This is a genomic window from Citrobacter sp. R-1.5.2, from assembly GCF_035064245.1.
Lineage (GTDB): Bacteria > Pseudomonadota > Gammaproteobacteria > Enterobacterales > Enterobacteriaceae > Citrobacter.
Window position 1 is genome coordinate 1 of the sequence record NZ_JASEYC010000008.1, and the last position, 24,541, is coordinate 24,541.

General features: G+C 51.0%; 24 protein-coding genes. 16 read left to right on the plus strand and 8 right to left on the minus strand.

The features are described from left to right. The 3 genes from QMN38_RS15150 to mdtD all read left to right on the plus strand — a co-directional run. The coding region (locus tag QMN38_RS15150) for a hypothetical protein (protein WP_323605296.1) at positions 1-380 on the plus strand (380 nt) is incomplete at its 5' end. A 31-nt stretch (positions 381-411) separates the two neighbouring features. Further along, a complete protein-coding gene (locus QMN38_RS15155; protein ID WP_101742141.1) occupies positions 412-1,116 on the plus strand; it encodes a FadR/GntR family transcriptional regulator in 705 nt (234 codons plus the stop codon). Between the two features lie 3 nt (positions 1,117-1,119). Then, positions 1,120-2,547 (plus strand): multidrug transporter subunit MdtD, encoded by a 1,428-nt coding sequence (gene mdtD, locus QMN38_RS15160; protein WP_271442576.1) that lies wholly within the window; start codon positions 1,120-1,122, stop codon positions 2,545-2,547. On the opposite strand, the gene rbsR is transcribed toward mdtD, so the two are convergent. From rbsR to kup, 7 genes are all read right to left on the minus strand, one after another. Further along, a complete protein-coding gene (rbsR, locus tag QMN38_RS15165) occupies positions 2,513-3,505 on the minus strand; it encodes a ribose operon transcriptional repressor RbsR (RefSeq protein ID WP_137381323.1) in 993 nt (330 codons plus the stop codon). The genes mdtD and rbsR overlap by 35 nt on opposite strands. A gap of 3 nt (positions 3,506-3,508) precedes the next feature. Further along, the gene (gene rbsK, locus QMN38_RS15170; protein WP_137381322.1) at positions 3,509-4,438 is read right to left on the minus strand and encodes a ribokinase; all 930 of its coding nucleotides are present in this window, start codon (positions 4,436-4,438) and stop codon (positions 3,509-3,511) included. A gap of 141 nt (positions 4,439-4,579) precedes the next feature. Beyond that, a complete protein-coding gene (gene rbsB / locus QMN38_RS15175; protein WP_003023760.1) occupies positions 4,580-5,470 on the minus strand; it encodes a ribose ABC transporter substrate-binding protein RbsB in 891 nt (296 codons plus the stop codon). A gap of 24 nt (positions 5,471-5,494) precedes the next feature. Next, positions 5,495-6,460 (minus strand): ribose ABC transporter permease, encoded by a 966-nt coding sequence (rbsC, locus tag QMN38_RS15180; RefSeq protein ID WP_137381321.1) that lies wholly within the window; start codon positions 6,458-6,460, stop codon positions 5,495-5,497. A gap of 5 nt (positions 6,461-6,465) precedes the next feature. Continuing rightward, positions 6,466-7,971: a ribose ABC transporter ATP-binding protein RbsA gene (gene rbsA, locus QMN38_RS15185; RefSeq protein ID WP_271449739.1), complete on the minus strand. Its 1,506-nt coding sequence runs from the start codon at positions 7,969-7,971 to the stop codon at positions 6,466-6,468. A gap of 7 nt (positions 7,972-7,978) precedes the next feature. Further along, on the minus strand, positions 7,979-8,398 hold the full coding sequence (gene rbsD, locus QMN38_RS15190) for a D-ribose pyranase (RefSeq protein ID WP_271449740.1): 420 nt from the start codon (positions 8,396-8,398) through the stop codon (positions 7,979-7,981). Between the two features lie 192 nt (positions 8,399-8,590). Further along, positions 8,591-10,459 (minus strand): low affinity potassium transporter Kup, encoded by a 1,869-nt coding sequence (gene kup, locus QMN38_RS15195; RefSeq protein ID WP_048213793.1) that lies wholly within the window; start codon positions 10,457-10,459, stop codon positions 8,591-8,593. Between the two features lie 331 nt (positions 10,460-10,790). Here kup and ravA point away from each other — a divergent pair, with 331 nt between their 5' ends. Further along, a complete protein-coding gene (ravA, locus tag QMN38_RS15200; protein ID WP_271442571.1) occupies positions 10,791-12,287 on the plus strand; it encodes an ATPase RavA in 1,497 nt (498 codons plus the stop codon). Then, a complete protein-coding gene (viaA, locus tag QMN38_RS15205) occupies positions 12,281-13,732 on the plus strand; it encodes an ATPase RavA stimulator ViaA (RefSeq protein WP_323605297.1) in 1,452 nt (483 codons plus the stop codon). The genes ravA and viaA overlap by 7 nt, the downstream gene beginning before the upstream one ends. Before the next feature lie 4 nt (positions 13,733-13,736). Here the strand turns inward: viaA and asnA are convergent, their stop codons facing one another. Then, positions 13,737-14,729, minus strand: coding sequence for an aspartate--ammonia ligase (gene asnA / locus QMN38_RS15210; protein ID WP_005121446.1), 993 nt, complete (start codon positions 14,727-14,729; stop codon positions 13,737-13,739). Positions 14,730-14,880: 151 nt separating this feature from the next. On the opposite strand from asnA, the gene asnC reads away from it, so the two are divergent. The 11 genes from asnC (at position 14,881) to atpG (ending at position 24,517) form a co-directional block, all read left to right on the plus strand. After that, positions 14,881-15,339: a transcriptional regulator AsnC gene (gene asnC, locus QMN38_RS15215; RefSeq protein ID WP_003023780.1), complete on the plus strand. Its 459-nt coding sequence runs from the start codon at positions 14,881-14,883 to the stop codon at positions 15,337-15,339. An 88-nt stretch (positions 15,340-15,427) separates the two neighbouring features. Continuing rightward, the gene (gene mioC, locus QMN38_RS15220; RefSeq protein WP_271442570.1) at positions 15,428-15,877 is read left to right on the plus strand and encodes an FMN-binding protein MioC; all 450 of its coding nucleotides are present in this window, start codon (positions 15,428-15,430) and stop codon (positions 15,875-15,877) included. 372 nt (positions 15,878-16,249) lie between these two features. Beyond that, positions 16,250-18,139, plus strand: coding sequence for a tRNA uridine-5-carboxymethylaminomethyl(34) synthesis enzyme MnmG (mnmG, locus tag QMN38_RS15225; protein ID WP_271442569.1), 1,890 nt, complete (start codon positions 16,250-16,252; stop codon positions 18,137-18,139). A 102-nt stretch (positions 18,140-18,241) separates the two neighbouring features. Then, positions 18,242-18,865, plus strand: coding sequence for a 16S rRNA (guanine(527)-N(7))-methyltransferase RsmG (gene rsmG / locus QMN38_RS15230; RefSeq protein ID WP_048213788.1), 624 nt, complete (start codon positions 18,242-18,244; stop codon positions 18,863-18,865). 615 nt (positions 18,866-19,480) lie between these two features. After that, the gene (gene atpI / locus QMN38_RS15235; protein ID WP_045449005.1) at positions 19,481-19,861 is read left to right on the plus strand and encodes a F0F1 ATP synthase subunit I; all 381 of its coding nucleotides are present in this window, start codon (positions 19,481-19,483) and stop codon (positions 19,859-19,861) included. A gap of 8 nt (positions 19,862-19,869) precedes the next feature. Next, entirely contained in the window at positions 19,870-20,685 is an 816-nt protein-coding gene (gene atpB / locus QMN38_RS15240; RefSeq protein WP_005121454.1) for a F0F1 ATP synthase subunit A, read from the plus strand. A gap of 46 nt (positions 20,686-20,731) precedes the next feature. Continuing rightward, entirely contained in the window at positions 20,732-20,971 is a 240-nt protein-coding gene (atpE, locus tag QMN38_RS15245; RefSeq protein WP_000429386.1) for a F0F1 ATP synthase subunit C, read from the plus strand. 59 nt (positions 20,972-21,030) lie between these two features. Continuing rightward, entirely contained in the window at positions 21,031-21,501 is a 471-nt protein-coding gene (gene atpF, locus QMN38_RS15250; RefSeq protein WP_040232304.1) for a F0F1 ATP synthase subunit B, read from the plus strand. A 14-nt stretch (positions 21,502-21,515) separates the two neighbouring features. Further along, positions 21,516-22,049 (plus strand): F0F1 ATP synthase subunit delta, encoded by a 534-nt coding sequence (gene atpH, locus QMN38_RS15255; RefSeq protein ID WP_005121457.1) that lies wholly within the window; start codon positions 21,516-21,518, stop codon positions 22,047-22,049. Positions 22,050-22,061: 12 nt separating this feature from the next. Continuing rightward, a complete protein-coding gene (atpA, locus tag QMN38_RS15260) occupies positions 22,062-23,603 on the plus strand; it encodes a F0F1 ATP synthase subunit alpha (RefSeq protein WP_003827026.1) in 1,542 nt (513 codons plus the stop codon). Positions 23,604-23,653: 50 nt separating this feature from the next. Beyond that, positions 23,654-24,517 carry a F0F1 ATP synthase subunit gamma gene (gene atpG / locus QMN38_RS15265; RefSeq protein ID WP_005121458.1) on the plus strand — a complete coding sequence of 288 codons (864 nt, stop codon included), beginning with the start codon at positions 23,654-23,656 and terminating at the stop codon, positions 24,515-24,517. Positions 24,518-24,541: the final 24 nt, after the last annotated feature.

A 24,541-nucleotide genomic window follows, 5' to 3' on the forward strand; every position in this document is an offset into this window, starting at 1 on the left:
TTTTTCGTCTTGCGACGTTAAGAATCCGTATCTTCGAGTGCCCACACAGATTGTCTGATAAATTGTTAAAGAGCAGTGCCGCTTCGCTTTTTCTCAGCGGCGCGGGGTGTGCATATTACGCCATCCCGCCACGAAGTCAAGCATTTAATTTCGCTTTCTTCGCCGAAGTTCTCAGTGGAACCCCGCTGACCCGGCGGCTTGTGATCCGTTGTTCCGTGTCAGTGGAGGCGCATTATAGGGAGTTATTTCAGGCTGACAAGGGGAAATTTAAAATAACTTTCCGAATGCGTATTTTTTCACCAAAACAACCATTAACATGCCATAAAATAAGCAATTTGCCGTTTTTGCAGCCGCAATCACACTCCCTGATGGCATACTAATGAATAAGAAAAAGCGTAAGGAAGAACATTCATGCCTTTAAATGCCCAACAGATAGCTGCCCAAAAGAATCTTTCCTATGTTCTGGCAGAAAAGCTGGCTCAGAGAATATTAAAAGGTGAATACGCACCCGGCGCTATCCTGCCAGGTGAAATTGAGCTGGGCGATCAGTTTGGCGTGAGCCGAACTGCGGTAAGGGAAGCAGTTAAGACATTAACGGCTAAAGGTATGGTATTACCGCGCCCACGTATTGGTACACGCGTTATGCCGCAGGCAAACTGGAACTTCCTCGATCAGGAGCTGCTCACCTGGTGGATGACGGAAGATAATTTCCCACAGGTCATTAAGCACTTTCTGGTGATGCGTATTAGCCTGGAACCTCAAGCTTGTTTACTGGCTGCGACGATTGGTACAGCAGAGCAGAAAGCCCATCTCAATACATTAATGGAAGAGATGGTCGAGCTGAAAAGAAACTTCAGACGCGAACGTTGGATTGAAGTTGATATTGCCTGGCATGAGCACATTTATGAAATGAGCGCGAATCCATTCCTGATATCCTTCGCATCATTGTTCCATTCCGTTTATCAGACCTACTTTACGTCGATTACCTATAACGATGTGGTCAAGCTGGATTTGCACCAGGCCATTGTCGATGCAATAGAAGATAGCGATGGCGAACGCGCATTTGCCGCTTGTCAGGCATTACTGATAGCACCGAACGAGCTCCCGGATAAATAATCTATGTCAGAAAAGAAATCGCGCAGTATGGCTGGATTGCCATGGATAGCCGCCATGGCCTTTTTTATGCAGGCATTAGATGCCACTATCCTCAACACGGCCTTACCCGCAATAGCACATAGTCTTAACCGCTCCCCGCTTGCCATGCAGTCAGCCATTATCAGCTATACCCTGACAGTCGCTATGCTGATCCCGGTGAGTGGATGGTTGGCTGACAGATTCGGGACCCGGCGCGTATTTATGATTGCCGTTAGCCTGTTTACGTTGGGGTCGTTAGCTTGTGCACTTTCCAGCTCATTAAGTGAACTGGTGGTTTTCCGCGTGATACAGGGTATCGGTGGCGCAATGATGATGCCAGTTGCCCGTCTGGCATTATTGCGTGCTTACCCGCGCAGCGAACTACTCCCCGTGCTTAATTTCGTGACCATGCCCGGCCTTGTTGGACCGATTTTAGGTCCGGTACTGGGTGGTGTGCTGGTAACGTGGGCCAGTTGGCACTGGATCTTCCTGATTAATATTCCCATCGGCATTGCCGGTATCTTCTACGCCCGCAAATATATGCCGAACTTCACCACACCACGCCGCGGCTTCGATATGACCGGTTTCTTTCTCTTTGGTCTAAGCCTGGTGCTGTTTTCCAGCGGTGTTGAATTGTTTGGCGAGAAACTTGTTGCCAGTTGGGTCGCACTTGGCATTATTCTCGCCAGCATTGTGTTACTTCTCGCCTACATCCGTCATGCGCGTCGCCATCCGACCCCATTGATTGCGCTTCCTATTTTTAAAACGCGAACCTTTTCTGTTGGCATCGCCGGAAACCTTGCTACTCGCCTGGGGACGGGATGCGTACCTTTCTTAATGCCACTGATGCTGCAGGTAGGCTTTGGATACCCGGCACTCATTGCCGGTTGCATGATGGCTCCGACAGCACTGGGATCAATTCTGGCAAAATCGATGGTGACGCAGGTACTGCGCCGACTCGGCTACCGGACCACACTGGTCGGTATTACAGTGTTTATCGGCCTGATGATTGCACAGTTCTCTTTGCAGTCTCCAGCCATGCCGGTCTGGATGCTAATCCTGCCACTGTTCATTTTAGGTATGGCAATGTCCACCCAGTTTACCTCGATGAATACCATTACTCTGGCAGATTTGACTGATGAGAACGCCAGCAGCGGTAACAGCGTTTTAGCCGTTACGCAGCAGCTGTCTATTAGTTTAGGGGTTGCCATCAGTGCCGCGGTCCTGCGTATCTACGAAGGTATGGAAGGAACCAATACGGTCGAACAGTTCCACTATACCTTTATTACTATGGGCGCGATCACCGTCGTATCGGCGTTGATGTTTATGCTGTTAAGAGCCAAAGATGGGCGCAATTTGATCAAAGAGCGGCATAAGCCTAAACCGACCCCCGCGCCATCAGAACAGGAGTAAGCTGCAAGCGCTGCTGCTGCAATGCGGGCTGTGCCATACGGTGGATTAACACATCAATGGCCAGCTCGCCCAACTCATCTTTCGGTTGGTGAATAGTTGTCAGCGGCGGCGTCATATAGCGCGCCAGTTCTATGTCATCATAACCGACTACCGCCATATCCTGCGGGATACGCAATCCAGACTGATATAAAGCCTGATATGCTCCAACCGCCATCGCGTCATTGCCGGTAAAAACAGCCTGTGGGCGGTCTTTATGCGACAACAGCGTTTGCATAGCTTCAAACCCACCGCCAAACTCGAAGTCACCGGTGATCTCATAACCGTCCGGGATAGCCAGCCCTGCACGCTTCATTGCCGCGCGATACCCTTCCAGACGCAGACGCGCCGGTGTTTTATCCAGAGGGCCCGTGATGCAGGCAATACGCGTAAACCCTTTTTCGATAAGATGCTGGGTGGCTAAATCCCCACCCAACAGGGAGTTATCCTGAATCAGATCGCTTTCACCATCAAAAGGCGACCAGTCCATCATAACGGTGGGTATAGACGGGTAACGCTGCATGATTTCTCTGGAAGGCTGATGTGTTTCCGTGCAGAGCAGCAGCAAGCCGTCTACCCGCTTTTGCATCAAGGTTTCCAGATTACGGTTCATACGCTGCTCATCACCTTCGGTGTTGCACAACACCAGGCTGTAGCCGCGCTCAAAGCAGCTACGTTCAACACCACGAACCAGCTCAGAATAAAAGGGATTAGTACTGGCTGTGATTAACATACCAATAGTGCGGGTCTGATTCAGTTTGAGACTACGCGCCAACGCGGAAGGCGCATAGTTAAGCGCTTTGATCGCCGCATCAACTTTGTCAGTGATCGCCTCACTGACAAAGCGATCTTTATTAATGACGTGAGAAACTGTCGACGTGGAAACACCCGCCAGGCGGGCAACGTCCTTCATTGTAGCCAAGCGTTACCTCTGTTGACTTAAAAACGCTTCGATTTCTTCACGCCATGGAACGGAAGGCTGTGCACCTTTACGTGTGACTGCAATCGCCGCGGCAGCATGTGCAAAACGGATGGCTTCCGATAGCGGAGTCTCTTCCAGTAACGCTGTGATTAACGCGCCGTTAAAGGTATCTCCGGCAGCGATAGTATCAACAGCATCCACTTTAAACCCAGGCACACGACGACCTTCACCGTTTACGCTGGCCCACACACCGCGACTGCCTAAGGTAATCAGTACAGTGTGAATACCCTTCGCGTGCAACGCCTGCGCCGCTTTAGCTGCATCTTCATCGTTTTCTACCCGGATCCCCGTCAGCTTCTCAGCTTCGGTTTCATTTGGGGTAATAATATCCACCAGCGCCAGCAACTCGTCGGATAGTTCACGTGCCGGGGCTGGATTCAGGGCAACCGTAGTCTTGTTTTGCTGCGCTATCTTTGCCGCAGCCAACACGCTTTCGATCGGTGATTCTAATTGCATCAGTAACGCAGATGCCTGAGCAATACGGTCACGCTGTGCTTCGACCAACGCCGGAGAAAGTGCAGCATTCGCGCCGGCATGAATACCGATAACGTTCTCACCTTCAGCATTCACAAAAATCAGCGCCACACCGGTCGATTCACCCGAAATAACGCTAATCGGGGCAATATCAATATTATCGCGGGCTAACTGTTTACGAACACTTTCGCCAATATCGTCATCCCCCGTACAGGCAATGAACGCGATATTCGCGCCACTACGCCCTGCAGCAACCGCCTGATTCGCGCCTTTACCGCCAAACGCCACCTGATATTGGCTACCGGTTACGGTTTCACCCGGTGTCGGGAAAGAGTTAAGGTTGAGGATGTGATCGGCATTAATGCTGCCAAGAACAACGAGGTTGCCTGCGGTTTTCATGTTAGGTATTCCAAGTCAAAGTGCGCCACCGGGTTAGGGTGGCGCGTGCCCTGCTTTTCTTTTTACGCTTTCATCTTCAGAACCAGATCTAACGATGGCGTATTTATGTCTCCATCAGGCCACGAGCGGCCTGAATCGGTATTACTGCTTGATGACCAGCTTCAGGTCAACCGGATATTTAGCCTGAACCTTCTCGCCTTTCAGGACTTTATCCGCAGTCTCAACGCCTTTCGCGCCAATCTGATCCGGCAACTGAGCAATAGTCGCAGCCAGTTTGCCATCATTTACTGCTTTTTCGCCATCAGGTGTGCCGTCAAATCCAACCACCATCACATCAGATTTACCCGCAGTTTGCAGTGCGCGCAATGCACCCAGCGCCATTTCATCGTTCTGGGCAAATACAGCCTGCACATCAGGATGTGCAGTCAGCAGGTTCTGCATAACGTTCAAGCCTTTCGTACGGTCGAAGTCTGCCGGCTGGCTGGCCAGTACGTTAAATTTATGTGCCGCAACGGCCTGCTGGAAACCTTCGCCACGCTCACGCGCCGCAGACGTTCCGGCAATACCCTGCAGTTCGATAACTTTCGCGCCTTCACCGGCTTTTTTCGCGATGTAATCACCCGCAATTTTGCCGCCCAGCACGTTATCAGACGCAATATGGCTTACCACTTCACCTTTAGACGCTACGCGGTCGAGAGTGATAACCGGAATCTTCGCCTGGTTAGCCATCTTCACAGCATTACCCACGGCATCGGAGTCCGTCGGGTTAATCAGCAGTATTTTAGTACCGCGAACCGTTAAATCCTGAACGTTTGCCAGTTCTTTCGCCGGGTTATTCTGTGAATCCAGAATAACCAGGTTATAGCCCAGCTTATCCGCCTCTTTTTGCGCACCATCTTTCAGGGAGACAAAGAACGGGTTATTAAGCGTGGAGACCACCAGCGCAATGGTATCTTTCGCCATCGCATTCGCGCTCACGGTGGCGCTCAGCGCAACAGCAGAAACCAGGGTAGCCAGTTTTTTCATGTTCATATTTAAGATGTCCTGTAATCGTTGTTACTGCTTTTTGTTGTCTACCAGTACCGCCAGCAAAATCACCACCGCTTTGACGATCATCTGGTAATAGGAGGATACACCTAACAAATTCAAACCATTATTGAGGAAACCAAGAATCAATGCGCCGATCAGCGTCCCAACAATTCGTCCTTTGCCACCCGCCAGGCTGGTACCACCTAATACGACCGCAGCGATAGCATCCAGCTCGTAGCCGGTACCCGCCGTTGGTTGTGCAGAGGAAAGACGTGCCACTTCAATGATGCCCGCCAGCGAAGCCAGCAGCCCACAGAGTGAATAGACGATGATTTTGATTTTGCTGACGCTGATACCAGACAGACGCGTTGCCGCTTCGTTACCACCCAGCGCATAGATATAACGGCCCAGACGGGTGTGATGCAGCATGTACCACGCCGCCAGGAAGACAATACCCATAATCCACACCGGCGTCGGGACGCCTAACGGACGACCAATACCAAACCAGCCAAACAGGTCGGCATTGTCGGTAAAGCCGGTATTTACCGGACTGCCGTTGGTGTAGACCATGGTTACACCACGCAGCAGCAGCATCATCACCAGCGTAGCGATAAATGCCTGTACGCGACCTTTTGCGACAATCACCCCGGTTAACGCACCAACAGCAGCGCCCAGCGCCAATGCTGCCGCGACGGCGACCAGCGCGTTGACTTCAATTCCTACAATGGAAGCCGCAACCGCACCAGTGAGCGCCAGCAGGGAACCGACGGACAGATCGATACCCGACGTCAGGATGACCAGCGTCATGCCAACGGCCATAATGGCGTTTACCGACGTTTGCTGGAGAATGTTGAACAGGTTATTAACAGTAAAAAAGTTCGGGCTCATGGTGGAAACAATCGCAATCAGCACTAACAGAGCGATGAGCGACTTTTGCTCCAGAAGCCATGCTTTAGTGAAATAACGGCGACCAGAAACAGCCTGGGTTGTCATCTTTTTTACTCCTGATTCACGCGATTAAGCTTGCCCACAGCGGCAGCCATTAATACTTCCTGAGTGGCCTGCTCGCGAGTGAACTCACCGCCGAGATGCCCTTCATGCATAACGATAATTCGATCGCTCATGCCCAATACTTCTGGCATCTCAGAAGAGACCAGAATGATGCTCAGCCCATCGGCTTTAAACTGATTGATAAGCTGGTAGATTTCTTTCTTGGCGCCAACATCAACGCCGCGTGTTGGCTCATCGAGGATCAGCACTTTGGGTCGGGTCATCAAACCGCGTGCAATCGCCACTTTCTGCTGGTTACCGCCAGAAAGCAGGCCGATAGCCTGTTCCATCGATGGCGTTTTCACATTGAACAGACGAATAAAATCACCTACCGCCTGCTGCTCATCTTTATGCTTCAGGCTTCCGCCGGCACGGCTGAAATAGCGCAACGCGGTCAATGACATATTCTCTTTCACCGACATGCCCAGCACTAAACCATCGCGTTTACGGTCTTCAGAAATATAGACGATACCGTTAGCCAGGCCATCCTGCGGCGAACGGGTGACAACTTCATGGCCATCCAGTGTGACGTAACCGCTGGTACGCGGCAGTGCGCCATACAGGACTTTCATCAATTCGGTTCGCCCGGCCCCCATCAGACCCGATACCCCAAGGATCTCACCTTTGCGCAGCGTGAATGAAACACTGTTCACCCCTGGGCCGCACAGGTTATCGACTTTCAGGCGTACTTCACCCGGCGCTTTATCCAGCCGCGGGTACTGATCTTCCAGCTTACGTCCCACCATCATTTCAATGAGCGAATCTTCGGTTAACGAGGACACTTCACGCTCGGCAATAAACTGTCCATCGCGGAAAACGGTCACGTCATCGCAAATCTCGAAGATCTCTTTCATACGGTGGGAGATATAGACGATGCCACGCCCCTGCGATTTAAGTTCGCGGATCACGCGGAACAGGGATTCCGTTTCGGTATCGGTAAGGGCGTCGGTCGGTTCATCCATAACGATGACCTTCGACTCAAAGCTCAACACTTTGGCAATTTCAACCATCTGCTGATCGCCAATCGACAACTCACCCACCAGCCTGTCGCTTTTAAAACGCAGATTGAGTTTGGCAAGCAGCAGATCGGCTTCGGCATACATCTTCTTCCAGTCTATTTTGCCAAAGCGATTTACAAACTCACGGCCAAGAAAAATGTTCTCAGCGATGGTGAGTTGAGGGATCAGGTTCAGCTCCTGGTGAATAATGCCAATCCCGGCTTCCTGGGAGGATTTTGGGCCGTTGAAGGTGGTTTCTTTCCCCAACCATAATAAAGAACCGGCATCACGGGTATAGATACCGGTCAGTACTTTCATCATGGTGGATTTGCCAGCGCCGTTTTCGCCTACCAGCGCCATTACGCGACCTGGATAGACATTCAATGCGGCTCCAGATAGCGCTTTTACGCCCGGGAACGCTTTATCGATCCCTTTGAGTTGCAGTAATGCGTTCATGATGGCCTCAGAACGTGACGCCAGCACAAAGAATAATATTCGCATACGGAGAACACTCTCCGCTGCGAATTACCGCCTGACTGTCAGCGGTTTGTTTTTTGAAATGCTCATGCGTGGTGTAACGAATTTCTATGGTGTTTCCCTGGTGTTGTTGCAGTTGCTCAATGTGGTTGAGCAACGTTTCGTGGAGTTGCGGATTATGTTGTTTAATTTCCGTCGCGAGAATGGCTGCCTCGACCTGCATTTCACGCGTGACCACATCCAATACCTGCATAAAAGAAGGTACGCCCTGGGTTAATGCCATATCGATACGGGTTGTGCTATTCGGGATGGGTAAACCCGCATCACATACCACCAGCGTATCGGTATGCCCCAGACGGGAGATCACCGATGAAATTTCAGAGTTGAGTACCGTGCCTTTCTTCATTTTCTTTCCCCACTAGCGAAACGTTTCGCTGACGATAAGTTTAGTCTGAAGGGTGCACAGAAAACCACCGCGAGGTTACGAAAATGTGATCGCCATCGAAACGTTTCGCAAGGATTATCATGAGATGAAAAGAAAACTGAGAGGGGTCAAACAAAACGCCCCCTTTCACGATGAAAGAGGGCGTCAACAACATTAAATCTCGACCTGAGTACCGAGTTCAATAACCCGGTTAGGCGGAATTTCAAACTGGTCCGGCGCACGTAGCGCGTTACGCTGCAACAGCAAATACAGCTTACCGCGCAGGCGCAGATACCATGGCCGTTTACCAACAATCAGCGACTCATGCGACATAAAGAAGGAGGTTTCCATCATCCGGCAACTTAAGCCTTCCAGACCACAGCGGTGGAACACTTCCTCAACGTTTGGCGTTTCACGCCAGCCATAACTGGCCACCACGCGCCAGAAGGTAGGCGACAGTTGCTCAATCTGCACTCTACGTACATTGTGTACATAGGGTGCGTCTTCAGTGCGCAACGTCAGCAGAATAACGCGTTCATGCAACACTTTGTTGTGTTTGAGATTATGCAGCAGCGCAAACGGGATGACGTTCAACGCACGGGACATATACACCGCCGTTCCTGGTACACGCACCGGTGGGGATTTCTCCAGCGAGGCAATCATCGCCTCCAGAGAGTTGCCGTGCTCATGCATGCGACGCAGCAGACGGAAGCGTTCGCTTTTCCAGGTCGTCATAATAGTGAACATCACCAGGCCCAGCGAGAGCGGCAACCAGCCGCCTGAAACGAGCTTATCGAGGTTTGCAGAGAATAACGGAACATCGATGCACAGGAACGCGACCAGAATCAGGAAGACGAAGTATTTATTCCAGTGCCAGTTTTGCCGCGCCACAGTCGTCGACAAGATGGACGTCAGCACCATTGTTCCCGTTACCGCAATACCGTACGCAGCAGCCAGATTACTGGAGTGCTCAAAGCTCACTATCACGATAACCACGGCGAAATAAAGCATCCAGTTTACGAAAGGAATATAGATCTGACCCGATTCCATTTCTGAAGTATGGATAATCCGCATCGGCGATAAATACCCCAGACGCACAGCCTGGCGCGTCAGTGAGAATACGCCGGAGATAACCGCCTGAGAGGCGATAACCGTTGCCAGAGCGGCAAGGATCAGCAGCGGAATCAGTGCCCAGTCCGGTGCCAGCAGGAAGAACGGGTTTTTGATCGCTTCGGGATGCTTTAACAACAACGCTCCCTGACCAAAATAATTCAACACCAGCGAAGGCAATACGACGGAGAACCATGCCAGGCGAATCGGTAACTTACCAAAGTGGCCCATATCAGCATACAGCGCTTCAACACCGGTAATCGACAGCACCACCGCGCCCAGCGCAATAAAGGATAGCGTTTTGAATTCCAGGAAGAAATGAACAGCCCAATACGGATTAAGGGCATGCAACACTTCCGGATTCGCAATAATGCTGCGTACACCCAGCACGGCAAGCACGAGGAACCATATCAGCATAATCGGCGCAAACAGCTTACCGACCATGCCGGTACCGTGTTTTTGAATCAAAAACAGCAGGGTAAGTACGATAATAGAGAGAGGAACTATCCAGGTGTCCAGCTGTGGAGCAATAATCTCCAGACCTTCAATCGCCGACATCACCGAAATCGCTGGCGTAATCACCACCTCGCCATAGAAAAAGCTGCCGCCAATCAATCCCATAATCACCAGCATCGAGGTCGTTCTCGCCGACGTATTACGCCCGGCCAACGACATCAACGTCAGGATCCCGCCTTCCCCGGCGTTATCAGCACGCATAACAAATGACAGATATTTAACGGAAACAACCAGGATCAGCAGCCAGAAAATCAGCGAGAGAAAACCAAACACGGCATCACGTTCAACGCCAAAACCAAACTGCCCGGACAAACATTCACGAAGCGTATAAAGTGGGCTGGTACCAATATCACCGTAGACAACCCCAATGGCCGCGAGGGTAATCGCAGACAATGATTGCTTATTATCAGTGCTCATAGACTCGTCTTTCGTTTATACACATCATCGTTCAAGCTACCTCCGCGTTGGCTGCATTCGTTATTCCGCCCATCCCAGGGAATAACTCCATTGCCGCCTTGGTGCAGCTTGATTGATATGGTGTATATATTAGAAATGTGTGCGTCGTCCCTTGGCCCACAAAAAGGCGCACAGTATGCACGATTAATCGCAAAATCGTACCCCTAAATGAGACCAGATTAATCTGGCTCAAAGAAAAATAAACGCGCCTTCAGTCTATTACAGCCCAGGGGCTAAACATCTATACTCGCTGTTTAACGCGGTACATTTGGCGAAAGGACGCCACTTCATTATGGCTCACCCACATTTATTAGCGGAAAGAATTTCCCGTCTGAGCAATGCGCTGGAAAAGGGACTTTATGAACGTAGCCACGCCATTCGCCTGTGTCTGCTGGCCGCACTCAGCGGCGAGAGCGTCTTCTTATTAGGCCCTCCAGGGATCGCGAAAAGCTTAATCGCTCGCCGACTGAAGTTTGCCTTTAAAAATGCCCGAGCTTTCGAATATCTGATGACGCGCTTCTCGACACCTGAAGAGGTCTTTGGCCCGCTATCCATTCAGGCGCTTAAAGACGAAGGTCGCTATGAGCGCTTAACAGCAGGCTACCTTCCGGAAGCCGAAATTGTTTTTCTCGATGAAATCTGGAAAGCAGGCCCGGCCATTCTCAACACCCTGCTTACCGCCATTAACGAACGCCACTTCCGCAACGGTGCACACGAGGAGAAAATCCCGATGCGCCTGCTGGTCGCGGCCTCCAACGAACTACCTGAAGCGGACAGCAGCCTGGAAGCATTGTATGACCGTATGCTGATTCGCCTGTGGCTGGATAAAGTCCAGGACAAGGCTAACTTCCGATCTATGCTGTTAAGCCAGCAGGATGAAAGTGACAACCCTGTTCCAACAACGTTACAAGTGACGGATGAAGAGTACTACCAGTGGCAAAAAGACATTGGCAAAATCACGCTTCCCGATCGTGTATTTGAATTGATTTTCACCCTGCGCCAGCAACTGGATGCGCTACCGAACGCCCCCTACGTCTCTGACCGTCGCTGGAAAAAAGCAATCCGCTTACTCCAGGCCAGCGCCTTCTTTAGCGGGCGCGATGCCGTTGCACCTATCGACCTTATTCTTCTGAAAGATTGCTTATGGTATGACGCGCAAAGCCTGAATCTGATGCAGCAACAAATCGAAATATTGATGACCGGGCACGCCTGGCAGCAGCAGACAATGTTGACTCGCCTTGGGGCAATAATGCAGCGTCGCATCCAGCTACAGCAGCAGCAAAGTGATAAAACAGCGTTCACGGTGATTCGTCAGGGCGGAATGTTCAGCCGCCGTCCTCATTATGATTTACCTCCGGAAGCCAACACTTCCGTACTGACACTGCTACTGCAAAAACCCCTAAAGCTGCACGATATGGACGTTATCCATATTGCCTTTGAACGCGGCGCTCTGGAGCTGTGGCTGACTAAAGGCGGCGAGATCCGCGGAAAATTAAACGGTATCGGATTTGCCCAGACGCTGAACATGGAAGTCGACAGCGCTCAGCACCTGGTCGTACGCGACGTCAGCTTGCAAGGTTCTCGACTGGCGTTACCCGGTGCATCAGAAGAAGGCATGCCCAGTGAGATAAAACAGCAGCTTGAAGCGCTCGACAACGAATGGCACCAGCAGCACAGCGAATTCAGTGAACAGCAAAAATGTCTGTTTATCCATAGTGACTGGTTAGGCCGCATTGAAGCCAGCCTGCAGGACGTCGGTACACAGATCCGACAGGCACAACAATGCTGACCCTTGATACGCTGAATATCATGCTGGCGGTCGGCGAAGAGGGGATGATCGAAGAGATGATCATCGCACTGCTGGCTTCCCCGCAGATGGCGGTCTTTTTCAAAAAATTTCCCCGGCTAAAAAAAGCGATTACTGACGATGTTCCCCGCTGGCGTGAAGCGTTACGTAGCCGCCTCAAAGATACCCACGTACCGCCGGAGCTAACAGAAGAGGTAATGTGCTATCAGCAAAGCCAGCTCCTCTCCACTCCGCAGTTTATCGTCCAGCTACCGCAAATCTTAGCGCTCCTGCACCGACTCCACTCACCATGGGCTGGGCAAGCGCAGCAACTGGTCGATGACAACAGTACGTTTACGCCCGCACTGCATACACTATTTCTCCAGCGCTGGCGCCTGAGCCTGGTGGTGCAAACCACCACGCTTAATCAGCAGCTACTGGAAGAAGAACGCGAACAGTTGCTCAGTGAAGTGCAGGAACGGATGACGCTCAGTGGCCAACTGGAACCTGTGCTGGCGGAAAATGACAACGCAGCGGGTCGTTTGTGGGACATGAGCGCAGGTCAAATCAAGCGCGGTGATTATCAGCTGATGGTGAAATACGGTGAGTTTCTAACGCAACAACCCGAACTTCAACGGCTGGCCGAACAGTTGGGGCGCTCCAGAGAAGCGAAATCCGTGCCGCGTAAAGATGCGCCAATGGAAACATTCCGTACGCTGGTGCGTGAACCGGCCACCGTCCCGGAACAGGTGGATGGCATTCAACAAAGCGATGATATCCTGCGTTTACTCCCCCCCGAACTGGCCACGTTGGGTATTACCGAACTGGAATATGAGTTCTATCGGCGGCTGGTGGAAAAGCAGCTCCTGACATACCGCCTGCATGGAGAAGCCTGGTGCGAGAAAGTCACAGAGCGGCCGGTTATACACCAGGATTTTGACGAGCAGCCTCGTGGACCGTTTATTGTCTGTGTCGATACCTCGGGATCGATGGGCGGATTTAACGAACAGTGTGCGAAAGCCTTTTGCCTAGCACTCATGCGCGTTGCACTCGCCGATAACCGTCGCTGTTTCATCATGCTATTTTCAACAGAAGTCGTGCGCTATGAGCTATCCGGTCCGGAAGGCATTGAGCAGGCAATCCGTTTTTTAAGCCAGCGTTTTCGCGGCGGTACGGATATTGCCAGTTGCTTTCGTGCCATTATTGAACGTATGCAAGGTCGGGAATGGTTCGATGCAGATGCGGTGGTGATTTCGGATTTTATCGCTCAGCGATTACCCGATGAAGTTGTCAACAAAGTGGGGGAATTACAGCGGGTACATCAGCACCGTTTTCATGCGGTCGCGATGTCAGCACACGGCAAACCCGGCATCATGCGCATTTTCGATCATATCTGGCGCTTTGATACCGGGATGCGAAGCCGCCTGCTCAGACGCTGGCGGCGTTAATTTTTTACAGCAGAGAAGCGACGCTTTCACGGACCTGTGCAGGCCACACACCGCACTGAACCTGGCCAATGTGCGGCAACTGCAGCAGCAGCATAGTCAGGCGTGACTGCCCAATACCGCCGCCAATGGTCTGCGGCATTTCGCCACGCAACAGTGCCTGGTGCCACTCCAGACTCAGGCGGTCTTCATCACCGGTCAGAGCAAGCTGGTGTTTCAGCGCATCGGCATCCACGCGGATCCCCATCGAAGACAGTTCAAACGCATCTTCCAGAACAGGGTTCCACACCAGGATATCACCGTTCAGACCTGCATGGCCCAGCTCGGAAGCGGAACTCCAGTCATCATAATCCGGAGCACGAACGTCATGACGGTGGCCGTCACTAAGTTTGCCGCCGATCCCGACCAGGAACACCGCGCCCAGCTCTTTTGCGATCGCACGTTCACGACCTTTAGCATCAAGATCCGGGTAGCGAGATAACAGCTCCTGGCTATGCACAAAGTGGATCTGCTCTGGCAGGAACGGTGCCAGACCAAATTCTTTGCTTACCGCAGCTTCAGTTGCCTTAATTCCCGCCCAGATAGCCTCTACTGTGCTTTTCAGAGTGGAGAATTGACGCTCACCGTCACCCATAACGCGCTCCCAGTCCCACTGGTCAACATAGACCGAGTGAAGCGGAGAGAGACGGTCCTCATCCGGGCGCAGAGCTTTCATATGCGTGTACAGCCCCTCGCCCGCGCTGAAGTCGTGTTGTCCCAGCGTTTGACGCTTCCACTTCGCCAGTGAATGAACCACTTCGAACTGAGCGTCTGGTAATGCTTTCACTTTCACCTGCACCGCTTTTTCACAGCCAGACAAGTTATCCTGCGTGCCATCTCCTACGCGGCTGAGGATCGGTGCCTGAACTTCGATCAGACCTAAACGCTCCTCCAGTTGACGAGAAAAATGAGATTTCACGAAGCTAATTTGACGTTGTTTGGCAATGTAAGCGGTTTTCATTATGTTTACTCCTGTGTCCTGTTGCCTATGATTAAGCAACAGAATGAGGGTAATATTCAATAATCAACAAACAAAAAGCCAAGTTCGATTTTGATTCGTTAAAATTTAACGCTAAAATAGAGTGAATCATCAATCTACATAAGAAAAACCTATGGAAAATTATCAGATCGACAATCTGGACCGCGGCATCCTTGATGCCCTGATGGAAAATGCCCGTACCGCCTACGCCGAACTGGCAAAACAGTTTGGTGTCAGCCCGGGTACCATCCACGTACGCGTTGAAAAGATGAAGCAGGCTGGGATCATTACCGGCGCACGTATTGATGTCAGTCCAAAACAACTGGGTTATGACGTCGGCTGCTTTATTGGCATTATCCTGAAAAGTGCTAAGGATTATCCATCTGCATTAGCCAGACTGGAAAGTCTCGATGAAGTGACCGAGGCGTATTACACCACCGGACACTACAGCATCTTTATTAAGGTGATGTGTAAATCTATCGATGCTCTGCAACAAGTACTTATCAACAAGATCCAAACAATTGATGAAATTCAATCCACAGAAACCTTGATCGTCTTGCAGAACCCGATCATGCGTACCATCAAGCCCTGATCGCTTTTTTTAATCCCCTATTTTTCCACAGGTAGATCCCAGCTCGCTCACAGCGTACAATGCTGCCTCTTCATCGAGGTAGCGATCAATGGCAGATATCACTCTTATCAGCGGCAGCACGCTTGGCAGTGCGGAATATGTAGCAGAACATTTGGCTGAACAGCTGGATGACGCTGGTTTTTCCAGCGAAATACTGCATGGACCGATGCTCGACGAGGTTCCAACTCAAGGGGTCTGGCTGGTAATCAGCTCAACGCACGGTGCGGGAGACATTCCTGATAACCTGCAACCTTTATATGACGCATTGCGCGAGCAGAAACCGGATCTTTCGCAGGTACGCTTTGGTGCCATCGGCATTGGTAGCCGTGAATATGACACGTTCTGCGGTGCGATTGACAAGCTGGAAGCTGAACTGAAGGCCTGCGGGGCGAAACAGATCGGTGAAACGCTCAGGATCAACGTACTGGAACATGAGATTCCGGAAGATCCGGCTGAAATTTGGTTGGGATCCTGGCATCCATTGCTCAGAGATTTGTAAAGATCGTACTTTTTTATGTGGATAACTCTGGTTAAAAGCTTGGATCAACCGGTAGTTATCCAAAGAATAACTGTTGTTCAGTTTTTGAGTTGTGTATAACCCTTCATTCTGATCCCAGCTTATACGGACCAGGATCACCGATCATTCACAGCTAATGATCCTCAACAACCCGTTGATCTTATTCAAAGGATCGCCCTTATCCACAGATAGTTGCGATCCTAATAAGAGATCACAATAAAACAGATCTCTAAATAAAAAGATCTTCTTTTTAATACCCAGGATCCGAGGTCTTTCTCCATCGACTAAAGTTGAGTAGAATCCACGGCCCGGGCTTCAATCCATTTTCACACCGCGTTATGCGAGGCAATTACCATGTTTTATCAGGATCCTTTTGACGTCATCATCATTGGCGGGGGTCATGCAGGCACCGAGGCCGCAATGGCCGCGGCGCGAATGGGTCAACAGACTCTGCTTTTGACACACAATATCGACACTCTGGGGCAAATGAGCTGCAACCCAGCGATTGGCGGCATTGGGAAGGGACACCTGGTAAAAGAAGTGGATGCGCTTGGCGGCCTGATGGCAACCGCGATCGACCATGCCGGCATCCAGTTTAGGATACTAAACGCCAGCAAAGGCCCGGCAGTTCGCGCCACTCGTGCTCAGGCGGATCGCGTGCTCTATCGTCAGGCGGTACGTACTGCGTTGGAGAACCAGCCGAATCTGATGATCTTCCAGCAAGCGGTTGAAGATCTGATTGTTGAAAACGATCGTGTTGTGGGTGCGGTGACTCAGATGGGTCTGAAGTTCCGTGCTAAAGCGGTTGTATTAACCGTAGGGACCTTCCTCGACGGAAAAATTCACATTGGTCTGGACAACTACAGCGGTGGCCGTGCAGGCGATCCGCCGTCTATTCCACTGTCACGTCGCCTGCGTGAGCTTCCGCTGCGCGTTAGTCGTTTGAAAACAGGTACACCGCCGCGTATTGATGCGCGTACCATCGATTTCAGCGTACTTGGCCAGCAAAACAGCGATAACCCGATGCCGGTCTTTTCGTTCCTTGGCGATGTTTCTCAACATCCGCGCCAGATGCCGTGTTACATCACGCATACTAACGAGAAAACCCATGACGTGATCCGTAATAACCTCGATCGTAGCCCGATGTATGCTGGCGTGATCGAAGGTATAGGCCCACGTTACTGCCCGTCGATCGAAGACAAAGTGATGCGCTTTGCCGATCGTAACCAGCACCAGATCTTCCTTGAACCGGAAGGACTGACGTCTAACGAAATTTACCCGAACGGTATTTCCACCAGCCTGCCGTTTGACGTGCAGATGCAAATTGTCCGCTCCATGCAGGGGATGGAAAACGCCAAAATTGTTCGTCCTGGCTATGCTATTGAATATGATTTCTTCGATCCACGCGACCTGAAACCAACTCTGGAAAGTAAATTCATTCAGGGTCTGTTCTTTGCCGGTCAGATTAACGGTACAACCGGTTACGAAGAAGCCGCCGCGCAAGGTTTGCTGGCGGGTCTGAACGCCGCACGCCTGTCCGCTGACAAAGAGGGGTGGGCTCCTGCGCGTTCTCAGGCCTATCTTGGTGTGCTGGTGGATGACCTGTGTACGTTGGGCACTAAAGAACCGTACCGCATGTTTACTTCGCGCGCAGAATACCGTTTGATGCTGCGCGAAGATAACGCCGATCTCCGTCTGACCGAAATTGGTCGTGAACTGGGTCTGGTGGGGGATGAACGCTGGGCGCGCTTCAATGAAAAACTGGAACGCATCGAACAAGAACGTCAGCGTTTGAAATCAACCTGGGTGAACCCGCTTGCTGAATCTGCTGCGGAAGTGAACGCGCACCTGGCAACGCCTCTGTCACGCGAGGCCAGTGGTGAAGATCTGCTGCGTCGTCCGGACATGACCTATGCGCAGCTGACATCATTGTCCGCATTTGCACCAGCGCTTGATGATCCTCAGGCGGCTGAACAGGTTGAGATTCAGGTTAAGTACGAAGGTTATATTGCCCGTCAGCAGGATGAAATCGAAAGACAACAGCGCAATGAGAACACGTTGCTGCCTGCGACTCTGGATTATCGTCAGGTTTCCGGTTTGTCGAATGAAGTTATTGCCAAGCTGAACGATCACAAACCTGTGTCAATCGGCCAGGCATCGCGCATTTCTGGTGTCACGCCTGCCGCCATCTCCATTCTGCTGGTTTGGCTGAAAAAACAAGGTATGCTGCGCCGTAGCGCTTAATCACACTATTTGGGCGGGGGCACTACGCTAGCCCGCCCTGCAAATTTGTCGACCCGATAAGCTATAGCGCAGCGGGTAATTGATTATTAACAGGTAACGACCGTGCTCAACAAACTCTCTCGTCTGCTGGCTGATGCTGGTATTTCTCTTACCGATCACCAGAAAAATCAGCTGATTGCGTATGTCGATATGCTGCACAAATGGAATAAAGCGTACAACCTGACATCGGTGCGGGACCCCAACGAAATGCTGGTGCGCCATATTCTGGACAGCATTGTGGTCGCACCCCATCTGCAGGGCGAACGTTTTATTGATGTCGGCACGGGACCGGGCTTACCGGGAATTCCTCTTTCTATCGTGCGTCCTGAGGCGCATTTTACTCTGCTGGATAGTCTGGGAAAACGCGTACGCTTTCTGCGTCAGGTACAACATGAGCTTAAACTGGACAACATCACTCCAGTACAAAGCAGGGTAGAAGAATTCCCTTCTGAGCCACCTTTTGATGGTGTGATAAGCCGTGCTTTTGCGTCTCTTAACGACATGCTGAGCTGGTGCCACCATTTACCCGGTCAAAATGGACGTTTTTATGCTTTAAAAGGGCAATTACCGGAAGATGAGATCGCCACACTGCCTGCGGCGTTCAGCGTAGAATCAGTTGTAAAATTACGGGTTCCACAACTGGATGGTGAGCGCCATTTGGTGGTTATTAAGCCAAACAAAATTTAATATTTATCAAAAAAAACAGAAAAAAAGCGGGCCTTCAGGTGTTAAATACCGGGGGGTATAGGGGGGGGAAGTGGTGTTACATTTCACCTCTGTCTTACTGTTTTGCATCATAACTATAACGTACCGTTTTTTGTTAAAAACGAAACAAGTCAACTGTGAAAATATCAGTCTGCTAAAAATAGAACCTAAGAATCACCGTTTTGTGTTAATTATTTATTATAAATGTCAATGAGCGGTTTTTTTGTTGTTAGGGGCTATTTCTAAAATAGTGACGGTTTTTACGCTTAAATATCAAAAAGATGAAAAGGCATCATTTGCCACGTAAATTAATTGAGCGAAGGTGAATATGTTCAATATGTGATCTGGTGCACGCTTTGTCGCCAGTGTTTACGCGGTATTTGCAGTTTTGCATGATCGTTCACAGTTTGCCAAAAAGTAATAAATGTGGCCTGGAGAAAAATATTTAAACATTTATTCACTTTTTAGCTACTTATTGTTTGAAATCACGAAGGCGCACCGTATAATTTGACCGCTTTTTGATGCTTGACTCTAAGCCATAAAGAACGTTTTATACGACACGCGGCATACCTCGAAGGGAGCAGGAGTAAAAACGTGATGTCTATGTCGCTCTTGAGTCGAAACGTTGCTCGTAAGCTTCTGCTCACACAGCTTCTGGCGGTAATAGCAAGTGGATTGCTGTTTAGCCTCAAAGACCCTTTCTGGGGCATCTCCGCATTGTGCGGGGGATTGGCAGTGTTACTGCCTAATATGTTGTTTATGATATTTGCCTGGCGTCACCAGGCACATACACCAGCAAAGGGCCGAGTGGCCTGGTCGTTCGCTTTCGGCGAAGCCTTCAAGGTGTTAGCGATGCTGGTTTTGCTTGTGGTGGCGTTGGCGGTTTTGAAGGCGGTGTTCTTACCGCTGATCGTTACGTGGGTTTTGGTGCTGGTGGTTCAGATACTGGCACCGGCTGTAATTAACAACAAAGGGTAAAAGGCATCATGGCTTCTGAAAATATGACGCCGCAGGAATACATAGGGCACCATCTGAATAACCTTCAGTTGGACCTGCGTACTTTCTCGCTGGTAGATCCGCATAACCCCCCAGCCACCTTCTGGACGCTCAATATTGACTCCATGTTCTTCTCGGTGGTGCTGGGTCTGTTGTTCCTGCTTATGTTCCGTAGCGTGGCCAAAAAGGCAACCAGCGGCGTACCAGGGAAATTTCAGACCGCGATTGAGTTGGTAATCGGCTTTGTTCATGGCAGTGTCAAAGACATGTACCATGGCAAAAGCAAGGTTATCGCACCGCTTGCCCTGACGATCTTCGTCTGGGTCTTCCTGATGAACCTGATGGATTTACTGCCAATCGACCTGCTGCCGTATATTGCTGAGCATATACTGGGCCTGCCGGCGCTGCGCGTAGTTCCGTCTGCGGACGTAAACATCACCCTGTCGATGGCGCTGGGCGTGTTTATCCTGATTCTGTTCTACAGCATCAAAATGAAAGGCATCGGCGGCTTCGCGAAAGAGTTGACGCTGCAGCCGTTCAATCACTGGGCGTTCATTCCTGTCAACTTAATCCTTGAAGGGGTAAGCCTGCTGTCCAAACCAGTTTCTCTTGGTCTGCGACTGTTCGGCAACATGTACGCTGGTGAGCTGATTTTCATTCTGATTGCTGGTCTGTTGCCGTGGTGGTCACAGTGGATTCTGAATGTGCCGTGGGCCATTTTCCACATACTGATTATCACGCTGCAAGCCTTCATCTTCATGGTTCTGACGATTGTCTATCTGTCGATGGCGTCTGAAGAGCATTAATTTACCAACACTACTACGTTTTAACTGAAACAAACTGGAGACTGTCATGGAAAACCTGAATATGGATCTGCTGTACATGGCTGCCGCTGTGATGATGGGTCTGGCGGCAATCGGTGCTGCGATCGGTATCGGCATCCTCGGGGGTAAATTCCTGGAAGGCGCAGCGCGTCAACCTGATCTGATTCCTCTGCTGCGTACTCAGTTCTTTATCGTTATGGGTCTGGTGGATGCTATCCCGATGATCGCTGTAGGTCTGGGTCTGTACGTGATGTTCGCTGTCGCGTAGTAAGCGTTGCTTGAATTAAGAGCAATATCAGAACGTTAACTAGATAGAGGCATTGTGCTGTGAATCTTAACGCAACAATCCTCGGCCAGGCCATCGCGTTTGTCCTGTTCGTTCTGTTCTGCATGAAGTACGTATGGCCGCCATTAATGGCAGCCATCGAAAAACGTCAAAAAGAAATTGCTGACGGTCTTGCTTCTGCTGAACGAGCACATAAGGATCTTGACCTTGCAAAGGCCAGCGCGACTGACCAGCTGAAAAAAGCGAAGGCGGAAGCTCAGGTAATTATCGAGCAGGCAAACAAACGCCGCGCTCAGATCCTGGACGAAGCTAAAACTGAAGCAGAGCAGGAACGTACTAAAATCGTGGCACAAGCGCAGGCGGAAATTGACGCCGAGCGTAAACGTGCTCGCGAAGAGCTGCGTAAGCAAGTTGCTGTCCTGGCTGTTGCTGGCGCCGAGAAGATCATCGAACGTTCCGTGGATGAAGCTGCTAACAGCGACATCGTGGACAAACTTGTCGCTGAACTGTAAGGAGGGAGGGGCTGATGTCTGAATTTATTACGGTAGCTCGCCCCTACGCCAAAGCAGCTTTTGACTTTGCCGTTGAGCACCAAAGCGTTGACCGTTGGCAGGATATGCTGACGTTTGCCGCTGAGGTGACGAAGAACGAACAAATGGCAGAGCTTCTCTCTGGCGCACTGGCGCCGGAAACGCTCGCTGAGTCGTTTATCGCAATCTGCGGTGAGCAGTTGGACGAAAGCGGTCAAAACCTGATTAAGGTAATGGCTGAAAATAACCGTCTTAATGCGCTCCCGGATGTTCTTGAGCAGTTTATTCACCTGCGTGCAGCCAGTGAGGCTATCTCTGAGGTAGAAGTCACTTCTGCCAATGCACTGAGTGATGAACAGCTTACGAAGATTAGTGCAGCGATGGAAAAACGTCTGTCACGCAAAGTTAAGCTGAATTGCAAAATCGATAAGTCTGTAATGGCAGGCGTAATCATCCGTGCGGGTGATATGGTCATTGATGGCAGCGTACGCGGCCGTCTTGAGCGCCTTGCAGACGTCTTGCAGTCTTAAGGGGACTGGAGCATGCAACTGAATTCCACCGAAATCAGCGAACTGATCAAGCAGCGCATTGCTCAGTTCAGTGTTGTGAGTGAAGCTCACAACGAAGGTACTATTGTTTCTGTAAGTGACGGTGTTATCCGCATCCACGGTCTTGCTGACTGTATGCAGGGGGAAATGATCTCTCTGCCGGGTAACCGTTACGCTATCGCACTGAACCTGGAGCGCGACTCCGTAGGTGCAGTTGTGATGGGTCCATACGCTGACCTCGCCGAAGGCATGAAGGTTAAGTGTACGGGTCGTATTCTGGAAGTTCCGGTTGGCCGTGGCCTGCTGGGTCGTGTGGTGAACACTCTGGGTTCCCCAATTGACGGTAAAGGTCCGGTTGATAACGATGGCTTCTCGCCAATCGAAGTTATCGCACCAGGCGTAATCGAACGTCAGTCCGTAGATCAGCCGGTACAGACCGGTTATAAATCCGTTGATGCCATGATCCCAATCGGTCGTGGCCAGCGTGAGTTGATCATCGGTGACCGTCAGACCGGTAAAACCGCGATGGCAATCGATGCCATCATCAACCAGCGTGACTCCGGCATCAAATGTGTGTACGTGGCTATCGGCCAGAAAGCGTCCACCATTTCTAACGTGGTTCGTAAACTGGAAGAACATGGCGCACTGTCCAACACCATCGTTGTTGTGGCGACCGCGTCTGAATCTGCTGCACTGCAATACCTGGCACCTTATGCCGGTTGCGCAATGGGCGAATACTTCCGTGACCGCGGTGAAGATGCACTGATCGTTTATGATGACCTGTCCAAACAGGCTGTTGCTTACCGTCAGGTTTCCCTGCTGCTCCGTCGTCCACCAGGACGTGAAGCATTCCCAGGCGACGTATTTTACCTCCACTCCCGTCTGCTGGAACGCGCATCCCGCGTTAACGCGGAATACGTTGAGAAATTCACCAATGGTGAAGTCAAAGGTAAAACCGGCTCCCTGACCGCGCTGCCGATTATCGAAACCCAGGCGGGTGACGTTTCTGCGTTCGTTCCGACCAACGTAATTTCCATTACCGATGGTCAGATCTTCCTGGAAACCAACCTGTTCAACTCCGGTATTCGTCCGGCAGTTAACCCGGGTATTTCCGTATCCCGTGTCGGTGGTGCAGCGCAGACCAAGATCATCAAGAAACTGTCCGGTGGTATCCGTACCGCTCTGGCACAGTATCGTGAACTGGCAGCGTTTTCTCAGTTCGCTTCCGACCTTGACGAAGCTACGCGTAAGCAGCTGAGCCACGGTCAGAAAGTAACTGAACTGCTGAAGCAGAAACAGTATGCCCCAATGTCTGTTGCACAGCAGGGTGTGGTGCTGTTTGCGGCTGAACGCGGTTACCTCGAAGATGTGGAACTGGCGAAAATCGGTAGCTTCGAAGCGGCTCTGCTGGCTTACGTTGACCGTGATCACGCTCCGCTGATGCAAGAGATTAACCAGTCCGGTGGCTATAACGATGAAATCGAAGGCAAGCTGAAAGCTATCCTCGATTCCTTCAAAGCAACCCAGTCCTGGTAACGTCTGGCGGTCTGTCTTAGGGCGGACCGCAAGGCATTGAGGAGAAGCTCATGGCCGGCGCAAAAGAGATACGTAGTAAGATCGCAAGCGTCCAGAACACGCAGAAGATCACTAAAGCGATGGAGATGGTCGCCGCTTCCAAAATGCGTAAATCGCAGGATCGCATGGCGGCCAGCCGTCCTTATGCAGAGACCATGCGCAAAGTGATTGGTCACCTTGCGAATGGTAATCTGGAATATAAGCACCCTTACCTGGAAGAACGCGACGTTAAGCGCGTGGGCTACCTGGTGGTGTCGACCGACCGTGGTCTGTGCGGTGGCTTGAACATTAACCTATTTAAAAAGCTGCTGGCGGATATGAAAACATGGTCCGATAAAGGCGTTCAGTGCGACATCGCAATGATCGGCTCTAAGGGCGTGTCTTTCTTTAATTCCGTAGGCGGTAACGTGGTTGCTCAGGTAACCGGTATGGGGGATAACCCTTCCCTGTCCGAACTGATTGGCCCGGTTAAAGTGATGCTGCAGGCCTACGATGAAGGTCGTCTGGACAGACTGTACGTTGTCAGCAACAAATTTATTAACACCATGTCTCAGGTTCCGACTCTCACTCAGCTGCTGCCTTTACCGGCTTCAGAAGATGAAGAGTTAAAACAAAAAGCCTGGGATTACCTGTATGAACCAGACCCGAAACCGCTGCTGGATACCCTGCTGCGTCGTTACGTTGAATCTCAGGTTTATCAGGGCGTGGTAGAAAACCTGGCCAGCGAGCAGGCCGCACGTATGGTGGCGATGAAAGCCGCGACCGACAATGGCGGCAGCCTGATTAAAGAGCTGCAGTTGGTATACAACAAAGCTCGTCAGGCCAGCATTACTCAGGAACTCACCGAAATCGTCGGTGGTGCATCCGCGGTATAACCAGGTTAATTCGTAGAGGATTCA

What these genes read in the sequence shown, in the direction of transcription:
- mnmG (WP_271442569.1), top strand. Translation starts at nt 16,250, where the DNA reads ATGTTTTATCAGGATCCTTTTGACGTCATCATCATTGGCGGGGGTCAT.
- rbsC (WP_137381321.1), bottom strand. Translation starts at nt 6,460, where the DNA reads ATGACAACCCAGGCTGTTTCTGGTCGCCGTTATTTCACTAAAGCATGG.
- rbsB (WP_003023760.1), bottom strand. Translation starts at nt 5,470, where the DNA reads ATGAACATGAAAAAACTGGCTACCCTGGTTTCTGCTGTTGCGCTGAGC.
- ravA (WP_271442571.1), top strand. Translation starts at nt 10,791, where the DNA reads ATGGCTCACCCACATTTATTAGCGGAAAGAATTTCCCGTCTGAGCAAT.
- viaA (WP_323605297.1), top strand. Translation starts at nt 12,281, where the DNA reads ATGCTGACCCTTGATACGCTGAATATCATGCTGGCGGTCGGCGAAGAG.
- rbsK (WP_137381322.1), bottom strand. Translation starts at nt 4,438, where the DNA reads ATGAAAACCGCAGGCAACCTCGTTGTTCTTGGCAGCATTAATGCCGAT.
- QMN38_RS15155 (WP_101742141.1), top strand. Translation starts at nt 412, where the DNA reads ATGCCTTTAAATGCCCAACAGATAGCTGCCCAAAAGAATCTTTCCTAT.
- atpB (WP_005121454.1), top strand. Translation starts at nt 19,870, where the DNA reads ATGGCTTCTGAAAATATGACGCCGCAGGAATACATAGGGCACCATCTG.
- kup (WP_048213793.1), bottom strand. Translation starts at nt 10,459, where the DNA reads ATGAGCACTGATAATAAGCAATCATTGTCTGCGATTACCCTCGCGGCC.
- rbsA (WP_271449739.1), bottom strand. Translation starts at nt 7,971, where the DNA reads ATGAACGCATTACTGCAACTCAAAGGGATCGATAAAGCGTTCCCGGGC.
- mioC (WP_271442570.1), top strand. Translation starts at nt 15,428, where the DNA reads ATGGCAGATATCACTCTTATCAGCGGCAGCACGCTTGGCAGTGCGGAA.
- atpI (WP_045449005.1), top strand. Translation starts at nt 19,481, where the DNA reads ATGTCTATGTCGCTCTTGAGTCGAAACGTTGCTCGTAAGCTTCTGCTC.
- asnC (WP_003023780.1), top strand. Translation starts at nt 14,881, where the DNA reads ATGGAAAATTATCAGATCGACAATCTGGACCGCGGCATCCTTGATGCC.
- atpE (WP_000429386.1), top strand. Translation starts at nt 20,732, where the DNA reads ATGGAAAACCTGAATATGGATCTGCTGTACATGGCTGCCGCTGTGATG.
- mdtD (WP_271442576.1), top strand. Translation starts at nt 1,120, where the DNA reads ATGTCAGAAAAGAAATCGCGCAGTATGGCTGGATTGCCATGGATAGCC.
- atpA (WP_003827026.1), top strand. Translation starts at nt 22,062, where the DNA reads ATGCAACTGAATTCCACCGAAATCAGCGAACTGATCAAGCAGCGCATT.
- atpH (WP_005121457.1), top strand. Translation starts at nt 21,516, where the DNA reads ATGTCTGAATTTATTACGGTAGCTCGCCCCTACGCCAAAGCAGCTTTT.
- rbsD (WP_271449740.1), bottom strand. Translation starts at nt 8,398, where the DNA reads ATGAAGAAAGGCACGGTACTCAACTCTGAAATTTCATCGGTGATCTCC.
- atpG (WP_005121458.1), top strand. Translation starts at nt 23,654, where the DNA reads ATGGCCGGCGCAAAAGAGATACGTAGTAAGATCGCAAGCGTCCAGAAC.
- asnA (WP_005121446.1), bottom strand. Translation starts at nt 14,729, where the DNA reads ATGAAAACCGCTTACATTGCCAAACAACGTCAAATTAGCTTCGTGAAA.